The organism is Microbispora sp. H10885 (genome assembly GCF_014161415.1).
Lineage (GTDB): Bacteria > Actinomycetota > Actinomycetes > Streptosporangiales > Streptosporangiaceae > Microbispora > Microbispora triticiradicis.
This window is the reverse complement of the sequence record NZ_JABBWY010000011.1, coordinates 91946-113098: the sequence shown is the minus strand read 5'-3', so window position 1 is coordinate 113098 and position 21153 is coordinate 91946. Positions and strand designations below refer to the sequence as shown.

At 73.5% G+C, this 21153-nt stretch carries 17 protein-coding genes and 2 riboswitches; of the genes, 7 read left to right on the top strand and 10 right to left on the bottom strand.

The genetic code is table 11. The annotated features are described in order from the left end of the window. Window position 1: 1 nt before the first annotated feature. Both cobO and HHX37_RS27645 read left to right on the top strand, forming a co-directional pair. Window positions 2-604 carry a cob(I)yrinic acid a,c-diamide adenosyltransferase gene (cobO, locus tag HHX37_RS35930; protein WP_220503209.1) on the top strand — a complete coding sequence of 201 codons (603 nt, stop codon included), beginning with the start codon at window positions 2-4 and terminating at the stop codon, window positions 602-604. Window positions 605-618: 14 nt separating this feature from the next. After that, window positions 619-1947: a cobyrinate a,c-diamide synthase gene (locus HHX37_RS27645; RefSeq protein WP_220503238.1), complete on the top strand. Its 1329-nt coding sequence runs from the start codon at window positions 619-621 to the stop codon at window positions 1945-1947. On the opposite strand, the gene cobN is transcribed toward HHX37_RS27645, so the two are convergent. Beyond that, entirely contained in the window at window positions 1905-5492 is a 3588-nt protein-coding gene (gene cobN, locus HHX37_RS27640; protein ID WP_182887336.1) for a cobaltochelatase subunit CobN, read from the bottom strand. The two genes, HHX37_RS27645 and cobN, sit on opposite strands and share 43 nt — an antisense overlap. A gap of 53 nt (window positions 5493-5545) precedes the next feature. Then, a riboswitch (cobalamin riboswitch) is annotated at window positions 5546-5668 on the bottom strand. Between the two features lie 78 nt (window positions 5669-5746). On the opposite strand from cobN, the gene cobG reads away from it, so the two are divergent. From cobG to HHX37_RS27625, 3 genes are all read left to right on the top strand, one after another. Further along, window positions 5747-6964 carry a precorrin-3B synthase gene (cobG, locus tag HHX37_RS27635; protein ID WP_182887335.1) on the top strand — a complete coding sequence of 406 codons (1218 nt, stop codon included), beginning with the start codon at window positions 5747-5749 and terminating at the stop codon, window positions 6962-6964. 78 nt (window positions 6965-7042) lie between these two features. Beyond that, window positions 7043-7669 (top strand): precorrin-8X methylmutase, encoded by a 627-nt coding sequence (locus HHX37_RS27630; RefSeq protein ID WP_182882321.1) that lies wholly within the window; start codon window positions 7043-7045, stop codon window positions 7667-7669. Window positions 7670-7675: 6 nt separating this feature from the next. Next, on the top strand, window positions 7676-9172 hold the full coding sequence (locus HHX37_RS27625) for a precorrin-2 C(20)-methyltransferase (RefSeq protein WP_182882322.1): 1497 nt from the start codon (window positions 7676-7678) through the stop codon (window positions 9170-9172). On the opposite strand, the gene HHX37_RS27620 is transcribed toward HHX37_RS27625, so the two are convergent. From HHX37_RS27620 to cobF, 4 genes are read right to left on the bottom strand one after another with little or no spacing between them, the layout of a single operon-like run. Continuing rightward, window positions 9160-9900: a cobalt-precorrin-6A reductase gene (locus HHX37_RS27620; RefSeq protein WP_182887334.1), complete on the bottom strand. Its 741-nt coding sequence runs from the start codon at window positions 9898-9900 to the stop codon at window positions 9160-9162. The genes HHX37_RS27625 and HHX37_RS27620 overlap by 13 nt on opposite strands. Next, window positions 9888-10640 (bottom strand): precorrin-4 C(11)-methyltransferase, encoded by a 753-nt coding sequence (gene cobM / locus HHX37_RS27615; RefSeq protein ID WP_182887333.1) that lies wholly within the window; start codon window positions 10638-10640, stop codon window positions 9888-9890. Before cobM ends, HHX37_RS27620 begins: the two co-directional genes overlap by 13 nt. Next, a complete protein-coding gene (gene cbiE, locus HHX37_RS27610) occupies window positions 10637-11857 on the bottom strand; it encodes a precorrin-6y C5,15-methyltransferase (decarboxylating) subunit CbiE (RefSeq protein WP_182887332.1) in 1221 nt (406 codons plus the stop codon). Before cbiE ends, cobM begins: the two co-directional genes overlap by 4 nt. Beyond that, window positions 11854-12612 carry a precorrin-6A synthase (deacetylating) gene (gene cobF, locus HHX37_RS27605; RefSeq protein ID WP_182882325.1) on the bottom strand — a complete coding sequence of 253 codons (759 nt, stop codon included), beginning with the start codon at window positions 12610-12612 and terminating at the stop codon, window positions 11854-11856. The genes cbiE and cobF overlap by 4 nt, the downstream gene beginning before the upstream one ends. A gap of 24 nt (window positions 12613-12636) precedes the next feature. Further along, window positions 12637-12843, top strand: a riboswitch (cobalamin riboswitch). A 28-nt stretch (window positions 12844-12871) separates the two neighbouring features. Between cobF and HHX37_RS27600 the strand changes: the two genes are divergently transcribed. Together HHX37_RS27600 and HHX37_RS27595 are read left to right on the top strand one after the other, a co-directional pair. Next, the gene (locus tag HHX37_RS27600) at window positions 12872-13084 is read left to right on the top strand and encodes a CbtB domain-containing protein (protein WP_111698211.1); all 213 of its coding nucleotides are present in this window, start codon (window positions 12872-12874) and stop codon (window positions 13082-13084) included. A 10-nt stretch (window positions 13085-13094) separates the two neighbouring features. Continuing rightward, window positions 13095-13850, top strand: a complete 756-nt coding sequence (locus HHX37_RS27595; RefSeq protein WP_182887331.1) for a CbtA family protein — start codon at window positions 13095-13097, stop codon at window positions 13848-13850. Window positions 13851-13894: 44 nt separating this feature from the next. Here HHX37_RS27595 and HHX37_RS27590 read toward each other — a convergent pair whose 3' ends face one another. The 5 genes from HHX37_RS27590 to HHX37_RS27570 all read right to left on the bottom strand — a co-directional run bounded on the left by HHX37_RS27590 (window position 13895) and on the right by HHX37_RS27570 (window position 21150). Further along, the gene (locus tag HHX37_RS27590) at window positions 13895-15661 is read right to left on the bottom strand and encodes an ABC transporter ATP-binding protein (RefSeq protein WP_259403879.1); all 1767 of its coding nucleotides are present in this window, start codon (window positions 15659-15661) and stop codon (window positions 13895-13897) included. Between the two features lie 493 nt (window positions 15662-16154). Then, on the bottom strand, window positions 16155-17552 hold the full coding sequence (locus HHX37_RS27585) for an arabinofuranosidase catalytic domain-containing protein (RefSeq protein WP_220503208.1): 1398 nt from the start codon (window positions 17550-17552) through the stop codon (window positions 16155-16157). A 559-nt stretch (window positions 17553-18111) separates the two neighbouring features. Then, window positions 18112-18960: an alpha/beta fold hydrolase gene (locus HHX37_RS27580; protein ID WP_182887329.1), complete on the bottom strand. Its 849-nt coding sequence runs from the start codon at window positions 18958-18960 to the stop codon at window positions 18112-18114. Window positions 18961-19084: 124 nt separating this feature from the next. Further along, window positions 19085-20002 carry a DUF72 domain-containing protein gene (locus HHX37_RS27575; RefSeq protein ID WP_182887328.1) on the bottom strand — a complete coding sequence of 306 codons (918 nt, stop codon included), beginning with the start codon at window positions 20000-20002 and terminating at the stop codon, window positions 19085-19087. Beyond that, window positions 19987-21150 (bottom strand): acyltransferase family protein, encoded by a 1164-nt coding sequence (locus tag HHX37_RS27570; protein ID WP_182887327.1) that lies wholly within the window; start codon window positions 21148-21150, stop codon window positions 19987-19989. Before HHX37_RS27570 ends, HHX37_RS27575 begins: the two co-directional genes overlap by 16 nt. Between the last annotated feature and the right edge of the window lie 3 nt (window positions 21151-21153).

Genomic DNA, 21153 nt, shown 5'->3' with positions numbered 1-21153 from the left:
AATGCCGCAGGGGAAGCCGGAGAACGTCCCGGACGACGGGCTGACCACCCGGCAGCGCCGGACGAGGCCGCTGCTCATGGTGCACACGGGGCCGGGCAAGGGGAAGTCGACGGCCGCGTTCGGGATGGCGTTGCGCGCCTGGAACCAGGGATGGCCGATCGGGGTGTTCCAGTTCGTGAAGTCGGCCAAATGGCGGGTCGGCGAGGAACGCGCGCTGACCGTGCTGGGCGCGAGCGGCGAGGGCGGCACCGTCGCCTGGCACAAGATGGGCGAGGGCTGGTCGTGGATCCAGCGGCCGGGCACCGAGGCCGACCACGCCGCCGACGCCCGCGAGGGCTGGGAGCAGATCAAACGCGACCTCGCGGCCGAGACGTACCGGTTCTACGTGCTGGACGAGTTCACCTATCCGCTCAAGTGGGGGTGGATCGACCTCGACGACGTGATCTCGGCGCTGGCCGGACGCCCGGGGGCCCAGCACGTCGTCATCACCGGACGCGACGCGCCCGCCCGGCTGATGGAGGCCGCGGACCTCGTGACGGAGATGGGCAAGGTCCGCCATCCCATGGACGCCGGGCAGAAGGGCCAGAAGGGCATCGAGTGGTGACCGGCGTCCCGCGACTGGTGGTCGCGGCCCCGGCCTCGGGGAGCGGCAAGACGACCGTGGCCACGGGCCTGATGGCGGCGCTCGCGGCGCGCGGACTGCGCGTCGCGCCGTTCAAGGTGGGGCCCGACTACATCGACCCGGGCTACCACACGCTCGCCTCCGGGCGGCCCGGGCGCAACCTCGACCCGTGGCTGACCGGCGAGGAGCGGGTGACGCCGCTGTTCCTGCACGGCTCCGCGGGCTGCGACATCGCGGTCGTCGAGGGCGTGATGGGGCTGTTCGACGGGCGCGGCGACGGCGACTTCGCCTCGACCGCGCACGTGGCGCGGCTGCTGGGTGCCCCCGTGGTGCTCGTCGTGGACGCGGGCAGGCAGAGCAGGTCGGTGGCGGCGCTGGTCCACGGCTTCGCGACGTTCGACTCGCGGGTGCGGGTGGCGGGCGTGGTGCTGAACCGCCTCGGGTCGGCGCGGCACGAGGAGCTGTGCCGGGCGGCGCTGGAGGAGACCGGGGTTCCGGTGCTGGGGGCGGTCCACCGTGACGACGACGTGGTGACGCCGTCCCGCCATCTCGGGCTGGTCCCGGCGGCCGAGCGGCTGCCCGCCGCCGTGACGGCGGTGGACCGGCTCGGCGCGCTCGTGGCGGGCTCGTGCGACCTGGACGGTCTCGTACGGCTGGCCGGGACCGCGGCGCCGCTCACCGGCGAGCCGTGGGACCCGTCGGACGGCCGGGAGCCCGGGGCGCGGCGGGTGGTGGCGGTCGCGGGCGGCGCCGCGTTCACGTTCGGGTACGCCGAGCACGCCGAGATGCTCACCGCCGCCGGAGCGCAGGTCGCGGTGTTCGACCCGGTACGCGACGAGTCCCTGCCCGAAGGCGCCTCCGCGCTGGTCGTGGGGGGCGGCTTCCCCGAGATGTACGCGGCCGAGCTGTCGGCCAACGAGCCCCTGCGCGCCGAGGTCGCCGCGTTCCCGGGCGCGGTGGCGGCCGAGTGCGCGGGGCTGCTCTACCTGTGCGAGGAGCTGGACGGCCGCCCCATGTGCGGCCGGGTGCCGGGCGTCGCGCACATGACCGGCCGGCTGACGCTGGGCTACCGCGACGCGGTGGCCGTGCGCGACACGCTGCTGACCCGGCAGGGCGAGCGGTTCAGGGGCCACGAGTTCCACCGGACCACGGTCACCGGCGGCGGGCAGCCGGTCTTCCGGTGGCGTGGCGGCGCCGACGGGGCCGGCGACGCCCGGCTCACCGCTTCGTACCTGCACCTGCACTGGGCGGGCGCCCCGCAACTCGCCCGCCGGCTGCTCGCCTACGCCGAGCCCTCCTCAAGGTCGCCCTCGATCGCGAGATAGGCGTCGCGCAGCCCGGCGAGCACCTCCGGGTCCGGGTGCTCCCACATGCGCCGCTCTGCGGCCTCCAGCAGGCGCTGCGCGATGCCGTGCAGCGCCCACGGGTTCGACTTGGCCATGAAGTCGCGGTTGACCGGGTCGAGCACGTACGTCGAGGCGAGCGTGTCGTACATCCAGTCGGCGACGACGCCGGTCGTGGCGTCGTAGCCGAACAGGTAGTCCACGGTCGCCGCCAGCTCGAACGCGCCCTTGTAACCGTGGCGGCGCATGGCGGCGAGCCAGTTGGGGTTGACGACCCGGGCGCGGAAGATCCGCGCGGTCTCCTCCGACAGGGTCCGGGTGCGGACGGCGTCGGGGCGGGTGCTGTCGCCCACGTACGCGGCGGGCGCGCGGCCCGTCAGCGCGCGTACGGTCGCGATCATGCCGCCGTGGTACTGGAAGTAGTCGTCGGAGTCGGCGATGTCGTGTTCGCGGGTGTCCACGTTCTTGGCGGCGACGGCGATGCGGCGGTAGGCGTTCTCCATGTCCTCGCGGGCGGGCGCGCCGTCGAGGTCGCGGCCGTAGGCGTAGCCGCCCCAGACGGCGTACACCTCGGCGAGGTCGGCGTCGTCACGCCAGTTGCCGCTGTCGATGAGCGGCAGCAGGCCCGCGCCGTACGCGCCGGGACGCGACCCGAACACGCGCAGCGTCGCACGCCTGGCGTCGCCGTGCGCGGCCCGGTCGGCGTCCACGTGGGCGCGCACGTAGTTGTCCTCGGGGCTCTCGCCGAGCCCGGCGACGAGCCGGACGGCGTCGTCGAGCATCGCCACCACGTGCGGGAACGCGTCCCGGAAGAACCCGCTGATGCGCACCGTCACGTCCACGCGCGGGCGGCCCAGCTCGTCCAGGGGCACGGGTTCGAGCGTGGTGACGCGCCGCGACGCCTCGTCCCAGACGGGCCGCACGCCGAGCAGGGCGAGCACCTCGGCGATGTCGTCGCCGGCGGTGCGCATGGCGCTGGTCCCCCACACCGACAGCCCGACCGAGCGCGGCCACTCGCCGGTCTCCGCGCGGTAGCGGGCGAGCAGCGAGTCGGCCATGGCCTGCCCGGTCTCCCAGGCGAGGCGGCTCGGCACGGCACGCGGGTCGACGGAGTAGAAGTTGCGGCCGGTCGGCAGCACGTTGATCAGTCCGCGCAGCGGCGACCCCGACGGCCCGGCGGGGACGTAGCCCCCGGCGAGCGCGTGCAGCACGTGGTCGAGTTCGTCCGTGGTACGCGCGAGCCGCGGCACCACCTCGGTCGCCGCGAACGTCAGCACCCGCCCGACCTCCGGGTCGTCCGTGACGTCGGCGACGGCGGCCGGGTCCCAGCCGAGCCGCTCCATGGCGGTGACGAGGGCGCGGGCCTCGGCCTCGACGCGGTCCACGGACGCGGTCGCGGCGCTGCCGTCCTCGGTCAGGCCGAGCGCCTCGCGCAGGCCGGGCAGGGTCTCGCGGCCCGCCCACATCTGGCGGGCGCGCAGCATGGCCAGCACCAGGTTCACCCGGGCCTCACCGGCCGGGGCCGCGCCGAGGACGTGCAGGCCGTCGCGGATCTGCGCGTCCTTGACCTCGCAGAGCCAGCCGTCCACGTGCAGGATGAACTCGTCGAACTCCGCGTCGTGCGGGCGCTCGGACAGGCCGAGGTCGTGGTCGAGGCGGGCGGCCTGGATGAGGGTCCAGATCTGGGCGCGGATCGCGGGCAGCTTCGCCGGGTCCATGGCCGCGATCGTCGCGTGCTCGTCGAGCAGCTGCTCAAGGCGGGCGATGTCGCCGTACGTCTCGGCCCTCGCCATCGGCGGCACCAGGTGGTCCACGAGCACGGCGTGCGCGCGGCGCTTGGCCTGGGTGCCCTCGCCGGGGTCGTTCACCAGGAACGGATAGACCAGCGGCAGGTCGCCGATCGCCGCGTCGGTGCCGCAGGAGGCCGACATGCCCGCCGACTTGCCGGGCAGCCACTCCAGGTTGCCGTGCTTGCCGACGTGGACCATGGCGTGCGCGCCGAATTCGGCCGACAACCACCGGTAGGCCGCCAGGTAGTGGTGGCTCGGCGGCAGGTCAGGGTCGTGGTAGATCGCGATCGGGTTCTCCCCGAAGCCGCGTGGAGGCTGGACCATCACCACGACGTTGCCCGACCGCAGCGCGGCGAGCACGATGTCGCCCTCGTGGACGAACAGCTCGCCGGGCGGCGCGCCCCAGTGGCGTTCCATGTCGGCGCGCAGGCCGGCGGGGAGGGTCTCGTACCAGGCGCGGTAGGCGGCGGCGGGGATGCGCACCGGGTTGGCGGCGAGCTGTTCCTCGGTGAGCCAGTCCTGGTCCTGGCCGCCCGCGGCGATCAGGGCGTGGATCAGCGCGTCGCCGTCCTGCTCGGCCTGGCCCGGGAAGCCGCCGCCGAGGTCGTAGCCCTCCTCGGCCAGCCGGGCCAGCAGCCTGACCGTGCTGGCCGGGGTGTCCAGGCCGACGGCGTTGCCGACCCGGGAGTTCTTCGTCGGGTACGCCGACAGCATCACGACGAGCCTCTTGTCCGCCGGGGGCACGTGGCGCAGCAGCCCGTGGCGTACGGCGATGCCCGCGACCCGCGCCGCGCGTTCGGGGTCGGCGACGTAGACGGTCAGGCCGTCGTCGTCGATCTCCTTGAACGAGAACGGCACCGTGATGATCCGCCCGTCGAACTCGGGGATCGCGACCTGCGAGGCGGCGTCCAGCGGGGACAGCCCGTCGTCGTTGTCCTCCCACTCGGCGCGGCTCGTCGTCAGGCAGAGGCCCTGCAGGATCGGCACGTCGAGTGCGGCGAGCGCGCCGACGTCCCAGGCCGCGTCGTCGCCGCCGGCCGACGCCGTCGCGGGCCGTGCCCCGCCCGCCGCGAGCACGGTCACCACCAGGGCGTCCGCGCCGCCCAGCACGTCGAGCAGATCCGGCTCCGCGGTGCGCAGCGAGGAGCAGAAGACCGGCAGCGCCCGGCCGCCCGCGTCCTCGATCGCGTCGCAGAGGGCGGCGACGAAGCCCGTGTTGCCCGCCATGTGGTGCGCCCGGTAGTAGAGCACCCCGATCACCGGCCCGTCGCCGGGGCGGCCCTCGCGTTCGAGGACCCCCCAGCTCGGTGTGGGCGCCGGGCCCGCGAAGCCGCGCCCGGTCAGCAGGACCGTGTCCGACAGGAACGCGTGCAGCTCGGCCAGGTTGGCGGGCCCTCCGTACGCGAGGTAGGCGTGGGCCTCGGCGCAGACGCCGCCGCTCACCGTGGACAGCTCCATGAGTTCGGCGTCCGGGGCCTGCTCGCCGCCGAGGACGACCACCGGGCACGGCCCCGCGAGGAGCGCGTCCAGCCCGTCCTCCCAGGCACGCCGGCCGCCGAGCAGCCGGACGACCACGAGGCCGGCGCCCTCGACCAGCGCGGGCAGGTCGTCCACGGTCAGCCGCGCCGGGTTGCCCAGCCGGTACGCGGCCCCACTCGCGCGGGCGCTCAACAGGTCGGTGTCCGACGTGGACAACAGGACGACGACGGGCTGCGCGGCGGACGCGTCTGTGCGCACGGCAAGGTCCTCCCTCGGGGTCCTCGCCCCGGGTCGTGGCGGCGCGACGGCAGGAGTCTCCTGGCTCCCGGATCGACGCTCACCCCGGCCTTCCCGTCTTCCGACAGTGGCCGTGTGGTGGGGTTCGCTCCCCGGTCACAGTGGCGGGACCGCGCCGGATTCACACCGGCTTCCTCCGCTTGCCATCGCTCACCGCAGACCCTACGTGACGGAGGTCGTGTCAGAAAACTGGCGTTAGCATCCTGTTCGTGGTCATGGGTGGCTTTTCTGGGCGCGCCGCCCAGGACGCGTGTCCCGGCGCGCTCCAGGTGCACGCGGCGGCGGACGGGGCGCTGGCCCGCGTCCGCGTGCCCGGCGGCGGGCTGGCCGCCGGCGCCCTGCGCGAACTGGCCGCCTGCGCCCGCGAGCTGGGCGCCGGGGTCGTCGAACTGACGTCACGGGCCAACGTGCAGGTGCGCGGGCTGGCCGACCCACCGGCGTTCGCCGCGCGGATGGCCGCCGCCGGACTGCTGCCGTCCGCGACCCACGAGCGCGTGCGCAACATCGTCGCCTCGCCGCTCAGCGGCCGTTCGGCGACGGCCCTCCTGGACGTGCGGCCCCTGGTGGCGGACCTCGACGCGGCCCTGTGCGGCCGCGCCGCCCTGGCTCAGCTGCCCGGCCGGTTCCTGTTCGCGCTCGACGACGGAACGGGTGACGTCCTCGGGCTCGGGGCGGACGTGACCCTCGCCGCGCACCCCGTCTCCCAGCCCGGCGGCGGCCTGACCCTGCTGCTCGCGGGGGAGCCGGTCGGGTCGGTGACCGCCGACGACGCCGTCTCCGTCGCGCTCGCCGCGGCCGAGGAGTTCCAGGAGGTGCGCGGGGACGCCTGGCGGGTGGCCGAACTCCCCGGCGGACCCGCGACGATCGCCGCCCGCCTCCCCGGCCGGCTCCCCCGTCGGCTCGCTGTCCTGCCCCCCGTGCCGGTGACGCCCGCCACTCCGCGCAGGGGCGGCCCGTCCGCGCAGGTGGACGGCCGGGTGGCGCTCGACGTGATCGTCCCCCTCGGCAGGCTGACCGCCGGCCAGGCCGGCCTGCTCGCCGATCTGGCCGCCGGTGAGGTGCGGCTGACGCCGTGGCGTACGGTCGTGCTGCCCGACCTCGCGCCCGAGGCGGTCGGGCCGGTGACCGAGGCGCTCGCCGGGGCGGGGCTGGTGATCGACCCCGCCTCGCCGTACGCCAGACTGTCGGCCTGCACCGGGCGGCCCGGCTGCGGGAAGGCGCTGGCCGACGTCCAGGCGGACGCGGTGCGCTGGGCGGAGTCCGGCGTGCCCGAACCACCGGTTGTCGGGCCGCCGGGTCTCCAGCCACCGGGTGCCGAACCGCTCGACGCCGGCCTGATCCACTGGGCGGGCTGCGAACGCCGCTGCGGCCGCCCGAGGGGCCGGGTCACCGACGTGGTCGCCACGACCGGCGGCTACGACGTCCGCCGTTGACCGTCCGTCCAGTCCGTCCAGTCCGTGCATCCACCGCCCGCTCCATCCACCGTCCGCCATCCACGAACAGAGGTGTCCGTGCCCGAGCACGACTACGTCCGCGACGGAGCGGAGATCTACCGGCGGTCGTTCGCGACCATCAGGGCCGAGGCCGACCTGTCGGGGCTGCCCGCCGACGTCGCCCGGGTCGCGGTCCGCATGATCCATGCGTGCGGCATGACCGACCTCGTCGGCGACCTCGGCTACTCCCCCGGCGTGGTCGAGAAGGCGCGCACCGCGCTGCTGGCGGGTGCGCCCGTGCTGTGCGACGCGCGGATGGTCGCCTCCGGCATCACCAGGAAGCGCCTGCCCGCCGGCAACGAGGTCGTCTGCACGCTCGGCGACCCCCGCGTGCCCGCCCTCGCGGAGCGGCTCGGCACCACCCGCAGCGCCGCCGCGCTCGACCTGTGGCTCGACCGACTCGACGGCGCGGTCGTGGCCGTCGGCAACGCCCCGACCGCGCTGTTCCGGCTGCTCGAACTGGTCGCCGGAGGCGCGGGACGGCCCGCCGCCGTGCTGGGCGTCCCGGTCGGCTTCATCGGCGCGGCCGAGTCCAAGCGCGCCCTCGCGGCGTCCGGCCTGGAGTTTCTGGTTGTCCACGGCCGCCGGGGCGGCAGTGCCATGACGGCGGCGGCGGTCAACGCCATCGCCTGCGAGCAGGAGTGACGAGACGTGACAGGAACGCTCTACGGCGTCGGCCTCGGCCCCGGCGACCCCGAACTGATGACCGTGAAGGCCGCCCGCCTGATCGGCGAGGCCGACGTGATCGCCTACCACGCGGCGCGGCACGGCCGCAGCATCGCCCGGTCGATCGCGGCCCACCACATGCGCGACGGGCAGATCGAGGAGCTCCTGCAGTATCCGCTGACGACGGAGACGACCGACCACCCCGGCGGCTACCAGGGCGCGCTCGACGACTTCTACGCCGGCTGCGCCGACCGCCTCGCCGCGCACCTGGACGCCGGGCGCGACGTCGTCGTGCTGTGCGAGGGAGACCCCCTCTTCTACGGGTCGTACATGCACATGCACAAGCGGCTCGCGCACCGCTACCCGGCCGAGGTCGTCCCCGGGGTCACCTCGATCGCGGGGGCGTCCGCCGTGCTGGGCCGCCCGCTGGTCGAACGCGACGAGACGCTGACGGTCCTGCCCGGGACGCTGCCCGCCGCCGTGCTGGCCGAGAAGCTGCGCGGCACGGACTCGGCGGCGGTGCTCAAGCTGGGCCGCACGTTCGAGAAGGTGCGCGACGCGCTGGCCGAGGCGGGCCGCCTCGACGAGGCCTGGTACGTCGAACGCGCCACCACCGACGCCCAGCGTGTGGCCCCGCTCAAGGACGTCGACCCGGGGCAGGTGCCGTACTTCTCGCTGGCGCTGATCCCCAGCCCGGCGCAGCTCACGTTCGTGCCGGAGCCCGCCGGACGCACCGGTGCAGGCGAGGTCGCGGTCGTCGGCCTCGGCCCCGCCGGGCGGCCCTGGCTGACCCCGGAGGCCCAGGAGGTCCTCGCCGAGGCCACGGACCTGGTCGGGTATGGCCCCTACGTCGACCGGGTCGCGCCCAACCCCCGCCAGACCCGGCACCGTACCGACAACCGCGTCGAGGCCGAGCGCGCCCGTCACGCGCTCGACCTGGCCCTCGCCGGGGCGCGGGTCGCGGTCGTGTCGTCGGGCGACCCGGGCGTGTTCGCGATGGCCAGCGCGGTGCTGGAGGCCGCCGCCGACCCGCGTTACGCGGACGTCCCGGTGCGGGTGGTGCCCGGTCTGACCGCCGCGCAGGCCGTGGCCGGCCGGGCGGGCGCGCCGCTCGGCCACGACTACTGCGTGCTGTCGCTGTCGGACCAGCTCAAGCCGTGGGAGGTGGTCGCCGGGCGGATCTCCGCCGCCGCCCGCGCCGACCTCGTCCTCGCGATCTACAACCCGGCGTCGAAGACCCGCACCTGGCAGGTCGCCGCGGCCCGCGACCTGCTGCTCGAACACCGCGATCCGGGCACGCCCGTGGTGGTGGGCCGCGACGTCGGCGGCGAGCGGGAGTCGGTCGTGATCACCACTCTGGGCGAGCTCGACCCGGCCGCGATCGACATGCGCTGCCTGCTGATCGTCGGCTCGTCCACCACCCGCGTCGTCGAGCGCGGGGACGGGGCGGTCGTCTTCACCCCGCGCCGCTATCCCGCGTGATCGCGTACCCAGGTGACGGCGTCGGCGACGTCCGTCACCCGGGTGACGCCGCCGGGCGTCGCGGGCCGGTCCACCATGACGACCGGCAGCCCCGCCTCGCGCGCCGCGACCAGCTTGGCGCGGGTCTGCTCCCCGCCGCTGTCCTTGGTGACCAGCACGTCGAGCCGGTGCTCGCCGATCAGGGCGCGCTCTCCCGCCACCGTGTACGGCCCCCGGGCGAGGATCACGTGGACGTTGGCGGGCACCGGCGGCTCCGGCGGGTCGACCGACCTCGCCAGGAACCACAGCCCGGTCAGCGGCGCGAACACCGGCAGGCTGCGGCGGCCCGTCGTCAGGAACACGCGGCTCCCGAGACCGGGCAGCGCGTCCGCCGCCGCCCGGAGCGACGGCACCCGCAGCCAGACGTCCTCCGGGCCCTCCGACCAGCCGGGACGCCGCAAGCCGAGCAGCGGCGTCCCGGTCGCCGCGCACGCGTGCGCCGCCGACTCGCTCATCCGCTGGGCGAAGGGATGCGTGGCGTCCACCACGACCCGCGGACCGTGCTCGGCGATCCACCGGGCGAGCCCGTCCGGGCCGCCGAAGCCGCCCGACCTGACCTCGCCCACCGGCAGCCGGGGATCGGCGACCCGGCCGGCCAGCGACGACACCACCCGCAGGCCCGGCAGCGGCGCCAGCTCGGCGGCCAGCGCTCGTGCCTCGGCCGTGCCGCCGAGGATCAGGACGAGCACGCGCGGTCCCGCGCGGCCGAGTAGAGGTGGCTGTCGGGGAACTCGTGCGCCGTCAGCGCCCGCCCCACCACGATCACGGCGGTCCGCCTGATCCCCGCCGCGACCACCCGATCGGCGATGTCGCCCAGGGTGCCCCTGATGATCTCCTCGTCGTCCCGGCTGGCCCGGGCGACCACCGCCACCGGGCAGTCCGCGCCGTACGCGGGCAGCAGGTCGGCCACGACGGCGGCGATCCGCTGCACGGCCAGGTGCAGCACCATCGTGGCGCGGCTCGCCGACAGCGTCGCGAGTTCCTCGCCGGGCGGCATCGGGGTGGCCCGCGCCGACGTCCTGGTCAGGATGATCGTCTGGCTCACCCCCGGAACCGTCAGTTCCCGCCCCAGGGCCGCGGCGGCGGCCGCGAAGGCGGGCACCCCCGGGATCACCTCGTACGGCACGCCGTGGGCGTCGAGCCTGCGCATCTGCTCGGCGACCGCGCTGAAGACCGACGGGTCGCCGGAGTGCAGCCGCGCCACGTCGAGCCCCGCCTCGTGCGCCGCCGTCATCTCGGCGACGATCTCGTCGAGGGTGAGGTTCGCGGTGTCCACGAGCCGCGCGTCCGGCGGGCAGTCGGCGAGCAGGTCGCGCGGCACGAGCGACCCGGCGTACAGGCAGACCGGGGCCGCCTGAAGGGCCCGCAGCCCACGCACCGTGATGAGGTCGGCCGCGCCGGGCCCCGCACCGATGAATCGAACCGTCACTGCTCGCGCTCCTTCCGCGCCGTCCAGATGGTCACCGGCATCAGGGGACGCCACCCGGTGAAGCCGCCCACCGGCGAGGCGCGCTGCACCGACAACCGCACGAGGTCCCCGCCGAGCCGGGCGTGCCACTGGGCGAGAACCGCCTCCGACTCCACGGTGACGGCGTTCGCCACCAGCCTGCCGCCCGGGGCGAGGGCGTCCCAGCAGGTCTCGACCACACCGGCCCCCGTCACGCCGCCGCCCACGAAGACGGCCGCCGGGGCGGGCAGCCCGCCGAGCGCGTCCGGGGCGGCTCCGGTGACGACCCGCAGGCGCGGCACGCCCAGCGCGTCCGCGTTGTGCCTGACGCGGTCCGCGCGGACGGGGTCGCGCTCGACGGCGACGGCCCGGCACGACGGATGCGCGCGCAGCCACTCGACGGCCACGCTCCCGGAACCCGCGCCCACGTCCCAGAGCAGCTCGCCCGGCAGGGGCGCCAGCTTGGCCAGGGTGACCGCCCGCACCTCCTGCTTGGTGAGCTGCCCGTCCGACTCGTACGCCTCGTCCGGCAGCCCGGGCACCCACCCCAGCGGCACCGCCGACGGGACGTCTGTGCAGGCCACCGCCACGACGTTCAGCGCGGGCGACGTCTCGCCGGCCGGCCAGCCCGCGGCCGTGCCGTCGCGGCGGGACTCGGTCGCCGCGCCGAGATCGCCGAACACGGTGACGCGGCTCGCGCCGTATCCCCGCTCGGTCAGCAGGGCGGCGACCAGCGCGGGCGTGTCCGCGCCCGCGCTGAGGACGAGGACGCGACGGCCCGGCGCGAGCGCCGCGGTCAGCGCGGCGAGCGGCCGTCCGACCAGGCTGACGGTCTCGACCTCCTCGGCGGCCCAGCCGAGCCGCGCGCAGGCCAGGGTGGCCGACGACACGTGCGGCAGCACCCGCAGCCGGTCCGGCCCGAGCAGCCGGGCGAGCGTCGCGCCGACGCCGAAGAACATGGGGTCGCCGCTGGCGAGCACCGCGACCGCGCGTCCCGCGTGCGCGTCGAGCAGCCCCGGCAGCCCCGCGACCAGCGGCGACGGGTACGGCGCCCGCTCGCAGGCCACCGACGCCGGCAGCAGGGCGAGCTGCCTGGCCGACCCGACCACGACGTCGGCGGCGACCAGTTCGGCGCGCGCCGCGTCGGTGAGACCGGCCCAGCCGTCCGCGCCGATCCCGACGACCGACACGGGCCTCATCGGGGGGGCTTCCTGAGCAGGTAGGTGTCCATGACCCAGCCGTGCGCCTCGCGCGCCTCCGCCCTGAGCCGCCGGATCTCGCCGGCGACCTCGCGCACCGGCCCGGCGACGAGGATCTCGTCCTCGGTCCCGACGTACGCGCCCCAGTAGACGTCGGCGTCGGCGGCCTCCGGCAGGTCCGCGAACGCGCAGCCCGCGTCGAGCATCACCACGATGTCGCCGGCGGCCTCGACGTCTGCGGGCAGGCGGCGGCCGGTCGTGATGTGCAGCGGCCTGGCGACCCTGGTCAGGCTGACGCGGTGCCGCGCGGCCAGCGCCGACACGCTGCTGATCCCCGGGATCACTTCATAGTCGAACGGCTCTCCGCCCCTGGCCAGGACGTCCTCGACGATCGCGATCGTGCTGTCGTACAGGGCGGGGTCGCCCCAGACGAGGAACGCGCCGACGCCGTCCTCCGGCACCTCCTCGGCGATGAGCCGGGCGTAGACATCGGCCCGGCGGGCCCGCCAGTCGGCCACCGCCTCCACGTACGCGCCGCTCGTACGGTCACGCTCCGGGTCGCGCGCCTCGACCGTCCGGTACGGCTCCCGCGCGTGGGCCGCGATCAGCTCGCGCCGCAGCCGCACCAGGCCGTCCTTCACGGCTCCCTTGTCGAGCAGGAAGAACACGTCGGTCTCCGCGATGGCCGCGGCGGCCTGGAAGGTCAGGTGGGCGGGGTCCCCGGCGCCGATGCCGATGATCAGGACTCGCTTCATAGGTCACGAGTATGGACCCCGGCTTGACGTACTTATGCGGACGGTGCACGCTCAAGGCGACAAAAGAAGACAGAGGCGACGGTGCGCAGGAACCTGGTGTGAATCCAGGACGGTCCCGCCACTGTGACCGGGGAGTGTCTCCCGCTCGTCACCACGGCCGCGACGGCTGGAAGGTTCGGGCGACACGATGACCCGGGAGTCAGGACACTGACCCGTTGTCCTCCATCACCGGGGCGAGCGACCCCGTGAGGAGAATCACATGGCTCAGCCGGCCGTCCCCGTCTCCCGGCCCTTGCCGGTCACCATCCCCGTGCGTGAGATCCTGCCCTGGGCGGTCTTCGCCGCCGTGGCCGGGCTCATCCTGCTCTACTTCGTCGGCGCGGAGCAGGGCGCCACCCACCTCATCAGCGGGCACACCGTGCACGAGTTCGTGCACGACGGCCGGCACCTCCTCGGCTTCCCCTGCCACTGAGGCCCGCCCGATGCCCACCATGCGCTCCCTGCTGGTGCGCGGCATGCTCGTCGGCCTCGCCGCCGCGCTGCTCGCGTACGTCGTCGCCTGGTTCGCCGGAGAACCCCAGGTCGCCGCCGCCATCTCCATCGAGGAGGCGAGGGCGGCGGCCGGCGGAGAGGCCGCCGAACCGGAACTCGTCAGCCGGACCGTCCAGGAGACCGCCGGCCTGCTGACCGCCCTGCTCGTCTACGGCGCCGCCCTCGGCGGCTTCTACTCCATCGCGTACGCCTTCGCCCACGGCCGCCTCGGCGCTCTCGGCGCCCGCGCCACGGCGCTCACCGTCGCCGCCGCCGGCTTCGTCGTCGTGTACGTGACCCCCATCCTGAAGTACCCGGCCAATCCCCCGGCCGTCGGCAACCCCGATTCGATCGGCCGCCGGACCACGCTGTACTTCGCGATGATCCTCGTCGCCCTCCTGGCGGCGGCGGTCGCCGCGTACGCGGGCCGTTCCCTGTCGTCCCGCCTGGGCACCTGGAACGCCGCTCTGTCGGGCATCGTCGTCTACGCCGTCCTCGTCGGTGTCGCGTACGCCGTGATGCCCCCGATCGACGAGGTTCCCGACGACTTCTCCGCCGACACGCTGTGGTGGTTCAGAGTGGCGTCGTTCGGCATCCAGTTCGTCCTGTGGGGAGCCATCGGCCTCCTGTTCGGCGGCCTGACCGAACGCTCCCTGCGCCAGGGAACCCCCCGGGAGGCCGGGCTCCGGCCCGCCGCGACGCGCTGAACCGGTCGGGACCACCCGCGGGCCGCCCGCGTGAAGCCGGCGTGTCACAGGTGGAGCGCGTCGGGGGCGTCGTCCTCGACGAGGAAGCCCCCGGACTGGTGGTGCCAGAGCCGGGCGTAGGACCCCTGGGCCTGGAGCAGCTCGCCGTGGGTGCCCTGCTCGACGACGCGTCCCCGGTCGAGCACGACCAGGCGGTCCATGCGGACGACGGTGCTGAGCCGGTGCGCCACCACGAGTGCCGTACGGTCCTGCATCAGGCGCCACAGGGCCTCCTGGATGAGGATCTCGCTCTCGGAGTCCAGGGCACTGGTCGCCTCGTCCAGCAGCAGGACGGGGGCGTCGCGCAGAATGGCGCGCGCGAGCGCGATGCGCTGCCGCTGGCCGCCGGAGAGCTTGACGCCGCGCTCGCCGATCAGGGTGTCGAAGCCGTGCGGCAGAGACTCGACGAACTCCGTGACGTGGGCCGCCCGCGCGGCCCGGAGGATCTCGGCGTCGGTCGCGCCCGGCCGGGCGAACGCGAGGTTCTCCCGTACGGACCGGTGGAACATGGCGGGTTCCTGCGGAACGTAGGCGATGAGGCCCCGCAGGTCGGCCTGCCGCAGCCGGGCGATGTCCTGACCGCCGATCAGGATCCTGCCTCCGTCCACGTCCATGAGACGCAGCAGCAACCGGGTGAGGGTGCTCTTGCCGCCACCGGACCGCCCGACCAGCCCGATCTTGGTGCCGCCGGGGATGTCCAGGTTCAGGCCGTCGAACAGCGGCGCGCCGCCGGCGTACCCGAATCTCACCCGCTCGAAGCGGACGCTCGCGTCGGCCGGGCGCAGGGGCTGCGGGTCGGCCGGGTCCACCACGGTCGGCGGCGTGAGGAGCAGCTCGGTGAACTGGGCGGCCTCGGTGAGCGTGCTCTCCATACGCCGGTACACCTGGTTGAACTCGAACATGATGTTGATCGCGTTCGTGTAGTAGGTGAACGTCACGACGATGGCCTCCACACCGAGGCCGCCGCGGAGCGCCGCGGCGAGGAGCAGGCCCGCGGCACTGGTGAGCACCGACAACGGGGCGACGACCATGTCCACCCTGAGGTTGTTGTAGTCCCAGGACCGGATGGACAGCCGGCGCTGCTCGGCGATCCTGGCCCTGTGCTCGACGGCCTCGCGTGTCTCGGCGGCGAACGCGCGGACCGTCTCCATGTTGGCCAGCACGTCGGCGACGTGACCCGACACCAGCACCTTGGCCGCCTCACGCGCGTCGACCAGGGCCTGCCGGTGGCGGATGAGCGGAGCGACGAGAACACCGGTGACGACGATGAGACCCACGAGGACGAGCACCAGCAGCGGGTCGTACCGCCACAGCACCACCGAGGCGAAGGCCAGGGGCACCACCTTCGCCATGATCGAGAACGTGAGGGTGTCCATGAACTCCTCGAACCTGGAGGAGAATCCGAGCACCCTCTTGGTCAGCGAACCGGCGAAGTTGTCGTGGAAGAACGCGACGTCCTTGGCCAGCAGCTCGTCCATGCCCAGCACGCCGAGCCGCTCGATGCCCCGGCCGTCGGCGCGGTTCAGGAAGTGCATCCCCGCCCGCCAGAACGCCTCACCCGTCAGAAGCAACGCGGCGAAGCCGAGCACGTAGGGCAGCAGCGCGTCGAAGGAGCCGTCCCGGCCGCCGGAGAGGTGCCCCACAAGGCCCGCCACCGCCAGCGGCGCCAGATAGAACAGGCAGATGTTCCCGATCGCCGGCAGCACCAGCGCGGGAGCCGCGATCGGCCACTGCCGCTTCAGCTCGCCGCAGTAGTACCGCAATGCCAGCAAAAGCGCCGATCTCCGCGCGGATTTATCATTTTCGGCCTCGTCCACCGTCCCGAGCACAGCCATCAGCCCTCCCGAATGCCGATATCGCCCTGGCCATGCTCCCGCAGCCCGTACGGGAGGAGCGAACGATTTTTCGCCGCCCGGCGAATAGGACCGAGGGGTAAACCTCACGCAGATGACCGAAATATTCATTAAGGGAGTTATCAGCTGCGACCTTTCCTTACGGCGGCCGGAGGCGTGCGCGGACGACACGAGATCAGCCTCGGCCGTCACATGGTCCTGAGCTCTGCTCAGCTGATCCCGGATCCGGCCACGCCCGGTGTGGCCCGACGTCTGCCCGGCATCGGGCCATGCCGGCCGGTTCCCGAGCACCCCGAACCGTACGCCGGAACAGCGGAGAGCCGCCCCCGGTGGTGCAAGGGGCGGCTCGGTCTTCCGGCTTCCGGATCCGCTGTGGCCGGTCTGCCTTTGCCTGACTTACCGGTATCCGGCCTTACCGGTATCCGGCGGCGACGATGTTCGCCTGCACCGCGTCCTCGGTGGCGTTCGTCGGGTATCCGGAGGTCATCACGCCCTCGTAGAAGGTGCCGGCGGCGCCGTGGCTGTTGTCACCCCCGATGCCGAGGATGATGGCCCCTTCCTTCTTCATCGGGTTGTAGCCCGAGACGTTGGGACGCTTGCCGTCGTAGAAGGTGCCCAGGCCGCCCGACTGCGCGTTGCCGCCGCGGATGGCCCAGTGGTTCGGCTCGCCCTTGATGATTGCGGTCAGGTAGCGGTGGCTGATGGTGGGGTCGCCCGCGTTGTACTTCTGGTTGACGCCGGAGAACAGGCCGTTCTCAAGGTCGGCCATGATCCACGGGCCGTTGCCGGCGCCGTAGCCCCAGACCTTGATGTTGCCGAAGTAGATGGCCTCCATGGTGCCGTTGCCGTTGTCACGGCTGTTGGTCTCGGCGTTGCCGTAGTCGAAGCAGCAGCCGCCGTTGTAGTGGGTGCCGTCGAAGATGGCGTACATGCCCTCCGGCTGGTCGCCCTTGGCCACGCCGTTGGTGTTGTTGTTGCGGTAACCCACACCGGGATCCACGTAGACGCCGTACGCCTTGCTGCCGTAGACCGTGGTCGGCGCCTTGGTCGCGGTGGCGAGGTTGTCGTACCCGCCGGGAGCCGGGCCCGAGAAGCCGCCGGGAGGCGCCTGGGTGAGGCGGTTGTTGCGCCCGGACTGGTCGTAGATGATCGTGATGAGGCAGGTCGTGTTCGCGCAGAACGAGTCCTGCGCGGCGGCGTTCGCGGCGCCGCCCGCGCTCAGCACGCCGATGTCCCGGGTGGTGTTGTCCGAGGAGCGGCGCACCTGGTAGAGCGGGCCGTTGTAACTGCCGTACAGGGCGCGGGTCGTGCTGTGCGCCGCGACGCAGGGCGTGCCGCCGGCGGCGTAGATGTCACACGGCCGCGTGCCACCCGGCGGCGGCGAGGGGGTGGACGAGGGCGTCCGCGAAGGAGACGCCGAAGGGGACGCCGAGGGCGAGCCGCCGGGGGACGGGGAGGTGACGCCGCCGGTGCAGGTCACGCCGTTGAGGGCGAAGCTCGCCGGCTTCGGGTTCGAGCCGCTGAAGCTTCCGTTGAACCCGAACTCGGTGCTCCCGCCGCTGGGGATGGCGCCGTTGTACGAGACGTTGGTGACCGTGACCTGGGAGCCCGACTGGGTGTAGCTGCCGTTCCACAGCTGGGTGATGGTCTGCCCGGCGGGGAACGCCCAGGTCAGCCTCCATCCGTCGATCGGGTCGCCGAGATTGTTAACGTTAACACTTGCGTTGAAGCCGCCCGGCCATTCGCTGGCCACCGTGTAGGTGACCTGACATCCGGCCGCGGCTGCCGAGGCCGCGTGGGTCCCCGCCATACCGGCGCCGGCCACCAGAAGGGCGGCGACGGCCGCGGCTGAGAGTTTCAGGCGCCGACGTAATGAGCTGACGTTTCGCACAGATGTTTCCCATTCTCCGAGATGTGCGTTCTCCGCGGCGTCATCGCCGCGGACGATCAACCCACCTGTTGGGAGTCAGTCCATATCCGATTTGCTGTTAGCGTTAACATTTTGCGGCCGATCACGGATGCGGCTCCGTTCATGGTGGTGGTGTGCTGCTGAGCCAATCCCGGCGCGGGGCATCAGTCAATCAGGCGGAACCCGGCCGCGCCCTCCGCGCGGCCGCCGACCCTTTTGAAGTGGAACGATGAACCGCGGTGAGGACCGGCGGTTCACATCCACGCTGAAAGTTTCAGTCCTCCGACCATTCATGGGCTTAGAAGAGCCGTGAGTCAAAAAGGTCATAACAATGATGACCGGTTATCGGACCTTTCGCAACCGCCGGGTTGCAGTCGATCGTGATACAGGGTCGCGAGCACGGCCGGCCGCCACTGGCGGAATCGAGATCGGGCCTGACTCTCCGAACCGGAGCGAAGTGTCAGGGCCGAGCGAGGAACTCCGCCGTCGTCGTCGTGAACCGGTGGGCGTCGTCGAGCCAGGGGAAGTGTCCCGCTCCCGGCTGCACGACGAACTCGGCGTGCGGGAACAGCGCCGCGAACTCGGCGACGACGTCCGGCGGCGTGTTCAGGTCGACCTCTCCGGCGAGCAGCAGCACCGGCGCGGTGAACGCGCCCAGCGCGGCGCGGGTGGCCGGTGGGTCGAACGCGCCCGGGGCGCCGAAGGCCGCCGCGGCCTCCTCGTTCCGCCCGCCCTCCTGGGCCGCCTGATGGTCCCGGGCGGCGGCGTCCCAGCGTCCGTAGAAGAAGGGGTCGATGCGCTTCCAGTCGTCGTCGGCGGCGTCACCGGCGACGATCGACTCGAGAGCCGCGAACGCGGCATCGAACCACGGCTCGTCCCGGCGCAGCCGGGCGGTCGCGAGGCGCGACTCCGCCGTGACCTCGATGCCGACCGCCCTGGTGCTCGGAGTGATCAGGGCGAGCCGGCGTACCCGGCCGGGGTGCCGGGCGGCGTACAGCGTCGCGAGGTTCGCGCCGGCGCAGTGCGCGAGCAGGTCGATCCGGTCGAGGCCGAGATGTTCGCGCAGCGCCTCGACGTCGCCGACGAGCCTGTCGCAGCGGTAGGAGGACACGTCCTCGGGTGTCGCGGACCGGCCGGCGCCCCGGGGATCGAGCATGAGCAGCCGCCGGTGCGCCGGCAGGCCACCGAGGTCGCCGAGGTAGTCCGCGCTCTGCATCGGGCCGCCGGGCAGGCAGATCACGGGGTCGCCCGCTCCGGACACGTGACAGGCCAAGGTCGTTCCGTCATGGGCGGAGTACGTCTGAAGCATGCCCGGAAGCCTGTCAGCGGCGTTTGGGCGCGGGCAACGGATTAACCGCCGGCGGGTGCGCGACCCCCTGGCCGTGCGCGACCCGCATCCCGGCACGAGCCCTCCCGGGACACCGCGTACGCGGTCACGGCCGGCGGTTCTCGCCCGGGGTGACGACGTCGGCGCCTCGCCGCCCCAGCAGTTCGGTCAGCCGCTCGGCGTTGCGCTGGGCGTTGTCGGCGCAGCAGTTGTTGTGCAGCACGTGCGTGGTCACCGCCTGGCCGGCCAGACCCGCGATCCGGTCCGCCCAGCTCCGGAGTTCCTCCTCCGAGTAGAGGTAGCCGAACCGCTCCTCGATGACGCGGCTCGTCCACTTGTCCGAGTGACCGTGCAGGCGGACGACGGCGAGGTCGGAGGTAGCCGCGAGCACGGGCGGGATCGACGACGGATGCCCCTGCGGCATGTCCACCCCGACGTACGGCAGGTCGTTGTCCGCCAGGAAGCCGAGGGTCTCGTCCTGGGCGGCGGGGTCCATCCAGGCCCTGTTGCGGAACTCGACGCACACCCGCATCGGCAGGCAGCGGTCCCGGCATTCGAGGATGTAGCGGCGGTTGGCGCTGCCGGGCGGGAACCACTGGGGGAACTGGAACAGCACCGCGCCCAGCTTTCCCGCCTCGTGCAACGGCTCCAGCGCGGAGAGGAAGCGCCGCCACACCTCCTCGACGACCTCGGTGGGAAGGTCACGCGCGTAGAGCGTGCCCTTGGGCTCCCCCAGCGCGGCCCGCAGGTCCTTGTACAGCGCCGAGGGCCGGGTCGGATGCCCGGTGAGCAGCGAGAACGCCTTGACGTTGAAGGTGAAGTCCTTCGGCGTGCGGTCCCGCCACAGCTCGGCCGTACGCCGGGCCGGCGGGTTGTAGTAGGTGGCGTCCACCTCGACCAGGGGGAACCGGCCGGCGTAGTAACCGAGCCGGGTCTCGGGGGTGGACGCCTCGGGGGGATACCAGCCGGACGCGAGCAGCGACTTGTCCGTCCAGGAGGCCGTACCGATCAGGATCTTGCCCATCCCCCGACCGTAGGCCCCCGCGCGCCGTCGCGGGCGCCGCTCCGGCCGGACAGGCGTCTGCCGAGGCGCTGGCCCGGGGCCTCCACGAGGCGGTACGTCACGTGGCCGAGCGCCACCGTGGCGAGGAAGAACAGCGGCAGGTTCGGCGCGATCCGCAGCAGCAGCGGGTGCAGCAGGTAGAGGGAGAAGCTGATCACCCCGAGGTGGGTGAGCCACCGGGGGAACGCCCGGCCCCGCAGCGCGAAGGCGGCCAGGAAACAGGCCGCCGCGAGCACGATCGCCACCGTGTGCGTGGGGTCGTCCTCGGCGATCACCGCGCAGGCCAGGACGGCCGACAGGACCGCCGCGGCCGTGCGCCACCGGATCGCCCCGCGCTCGGCCCGGTACACCGCCGTCCCGGCGAACATCATCGCCGCGATGACCAGCCCCTGGCCGGCGCCGCCCCGGCTGCCCAGCACGACCAGCGCCAGACCGAGGAGGCCCCCGATCACCGCCGCGGCCCTGCGGACGACGCCGTACGGGCCCGCGGACGCCACGACGGCGAGCACGACGGCGACGGCGAGGACCAGAGCGGCGGCGCCCGCGCGGCCGTTGATCGTCGCGCGCGGCAGCAGCAGGCCGAGGGGCACCGCCGCGAGCGCCAGGACGACGGCGATCGGCGCCGGCCGGTGCGCCTGCCGAACGGCGAACAGCCCGGCGACCATCAGGTAGAACGCCATCTCGTAGGAGAGCGTCCACATCACGCCGATCACGGCGGGCAGGCCGAGCAGTTCCTGCAGCATCGTGAGGTTGCCGAGGGCGACGAGCGCGAGCGGACGCCGGTCCAGGCCGGGCGACGGCACGAACGCGCCGGCGTACGCGAGGAGCAGCGCGAGGGCGAGCGCGGCGAGCAGCAGGGGCAGCAGCCGGAAGGCCCGGCCGGTCCAGAAGGCCCGCAGGTCACCGCGCCGTTCCAGGGATGCCGGGATGATGTATCCGCTGACCAGGAAGAAAGCGAAGACGCCCCAGGTGCCGACGTCGACCTTCCCGTCCACTCCCGCCCAGAACTCCGGGACGAAGGTCCAGGCACCGTGGTGCAGGGCCACGCCCAGCGCGGCGACCCCGCGCAGCGCGTCCAGCCAGGCCAGCCGGGAGGGATTCGCCGCCATTCA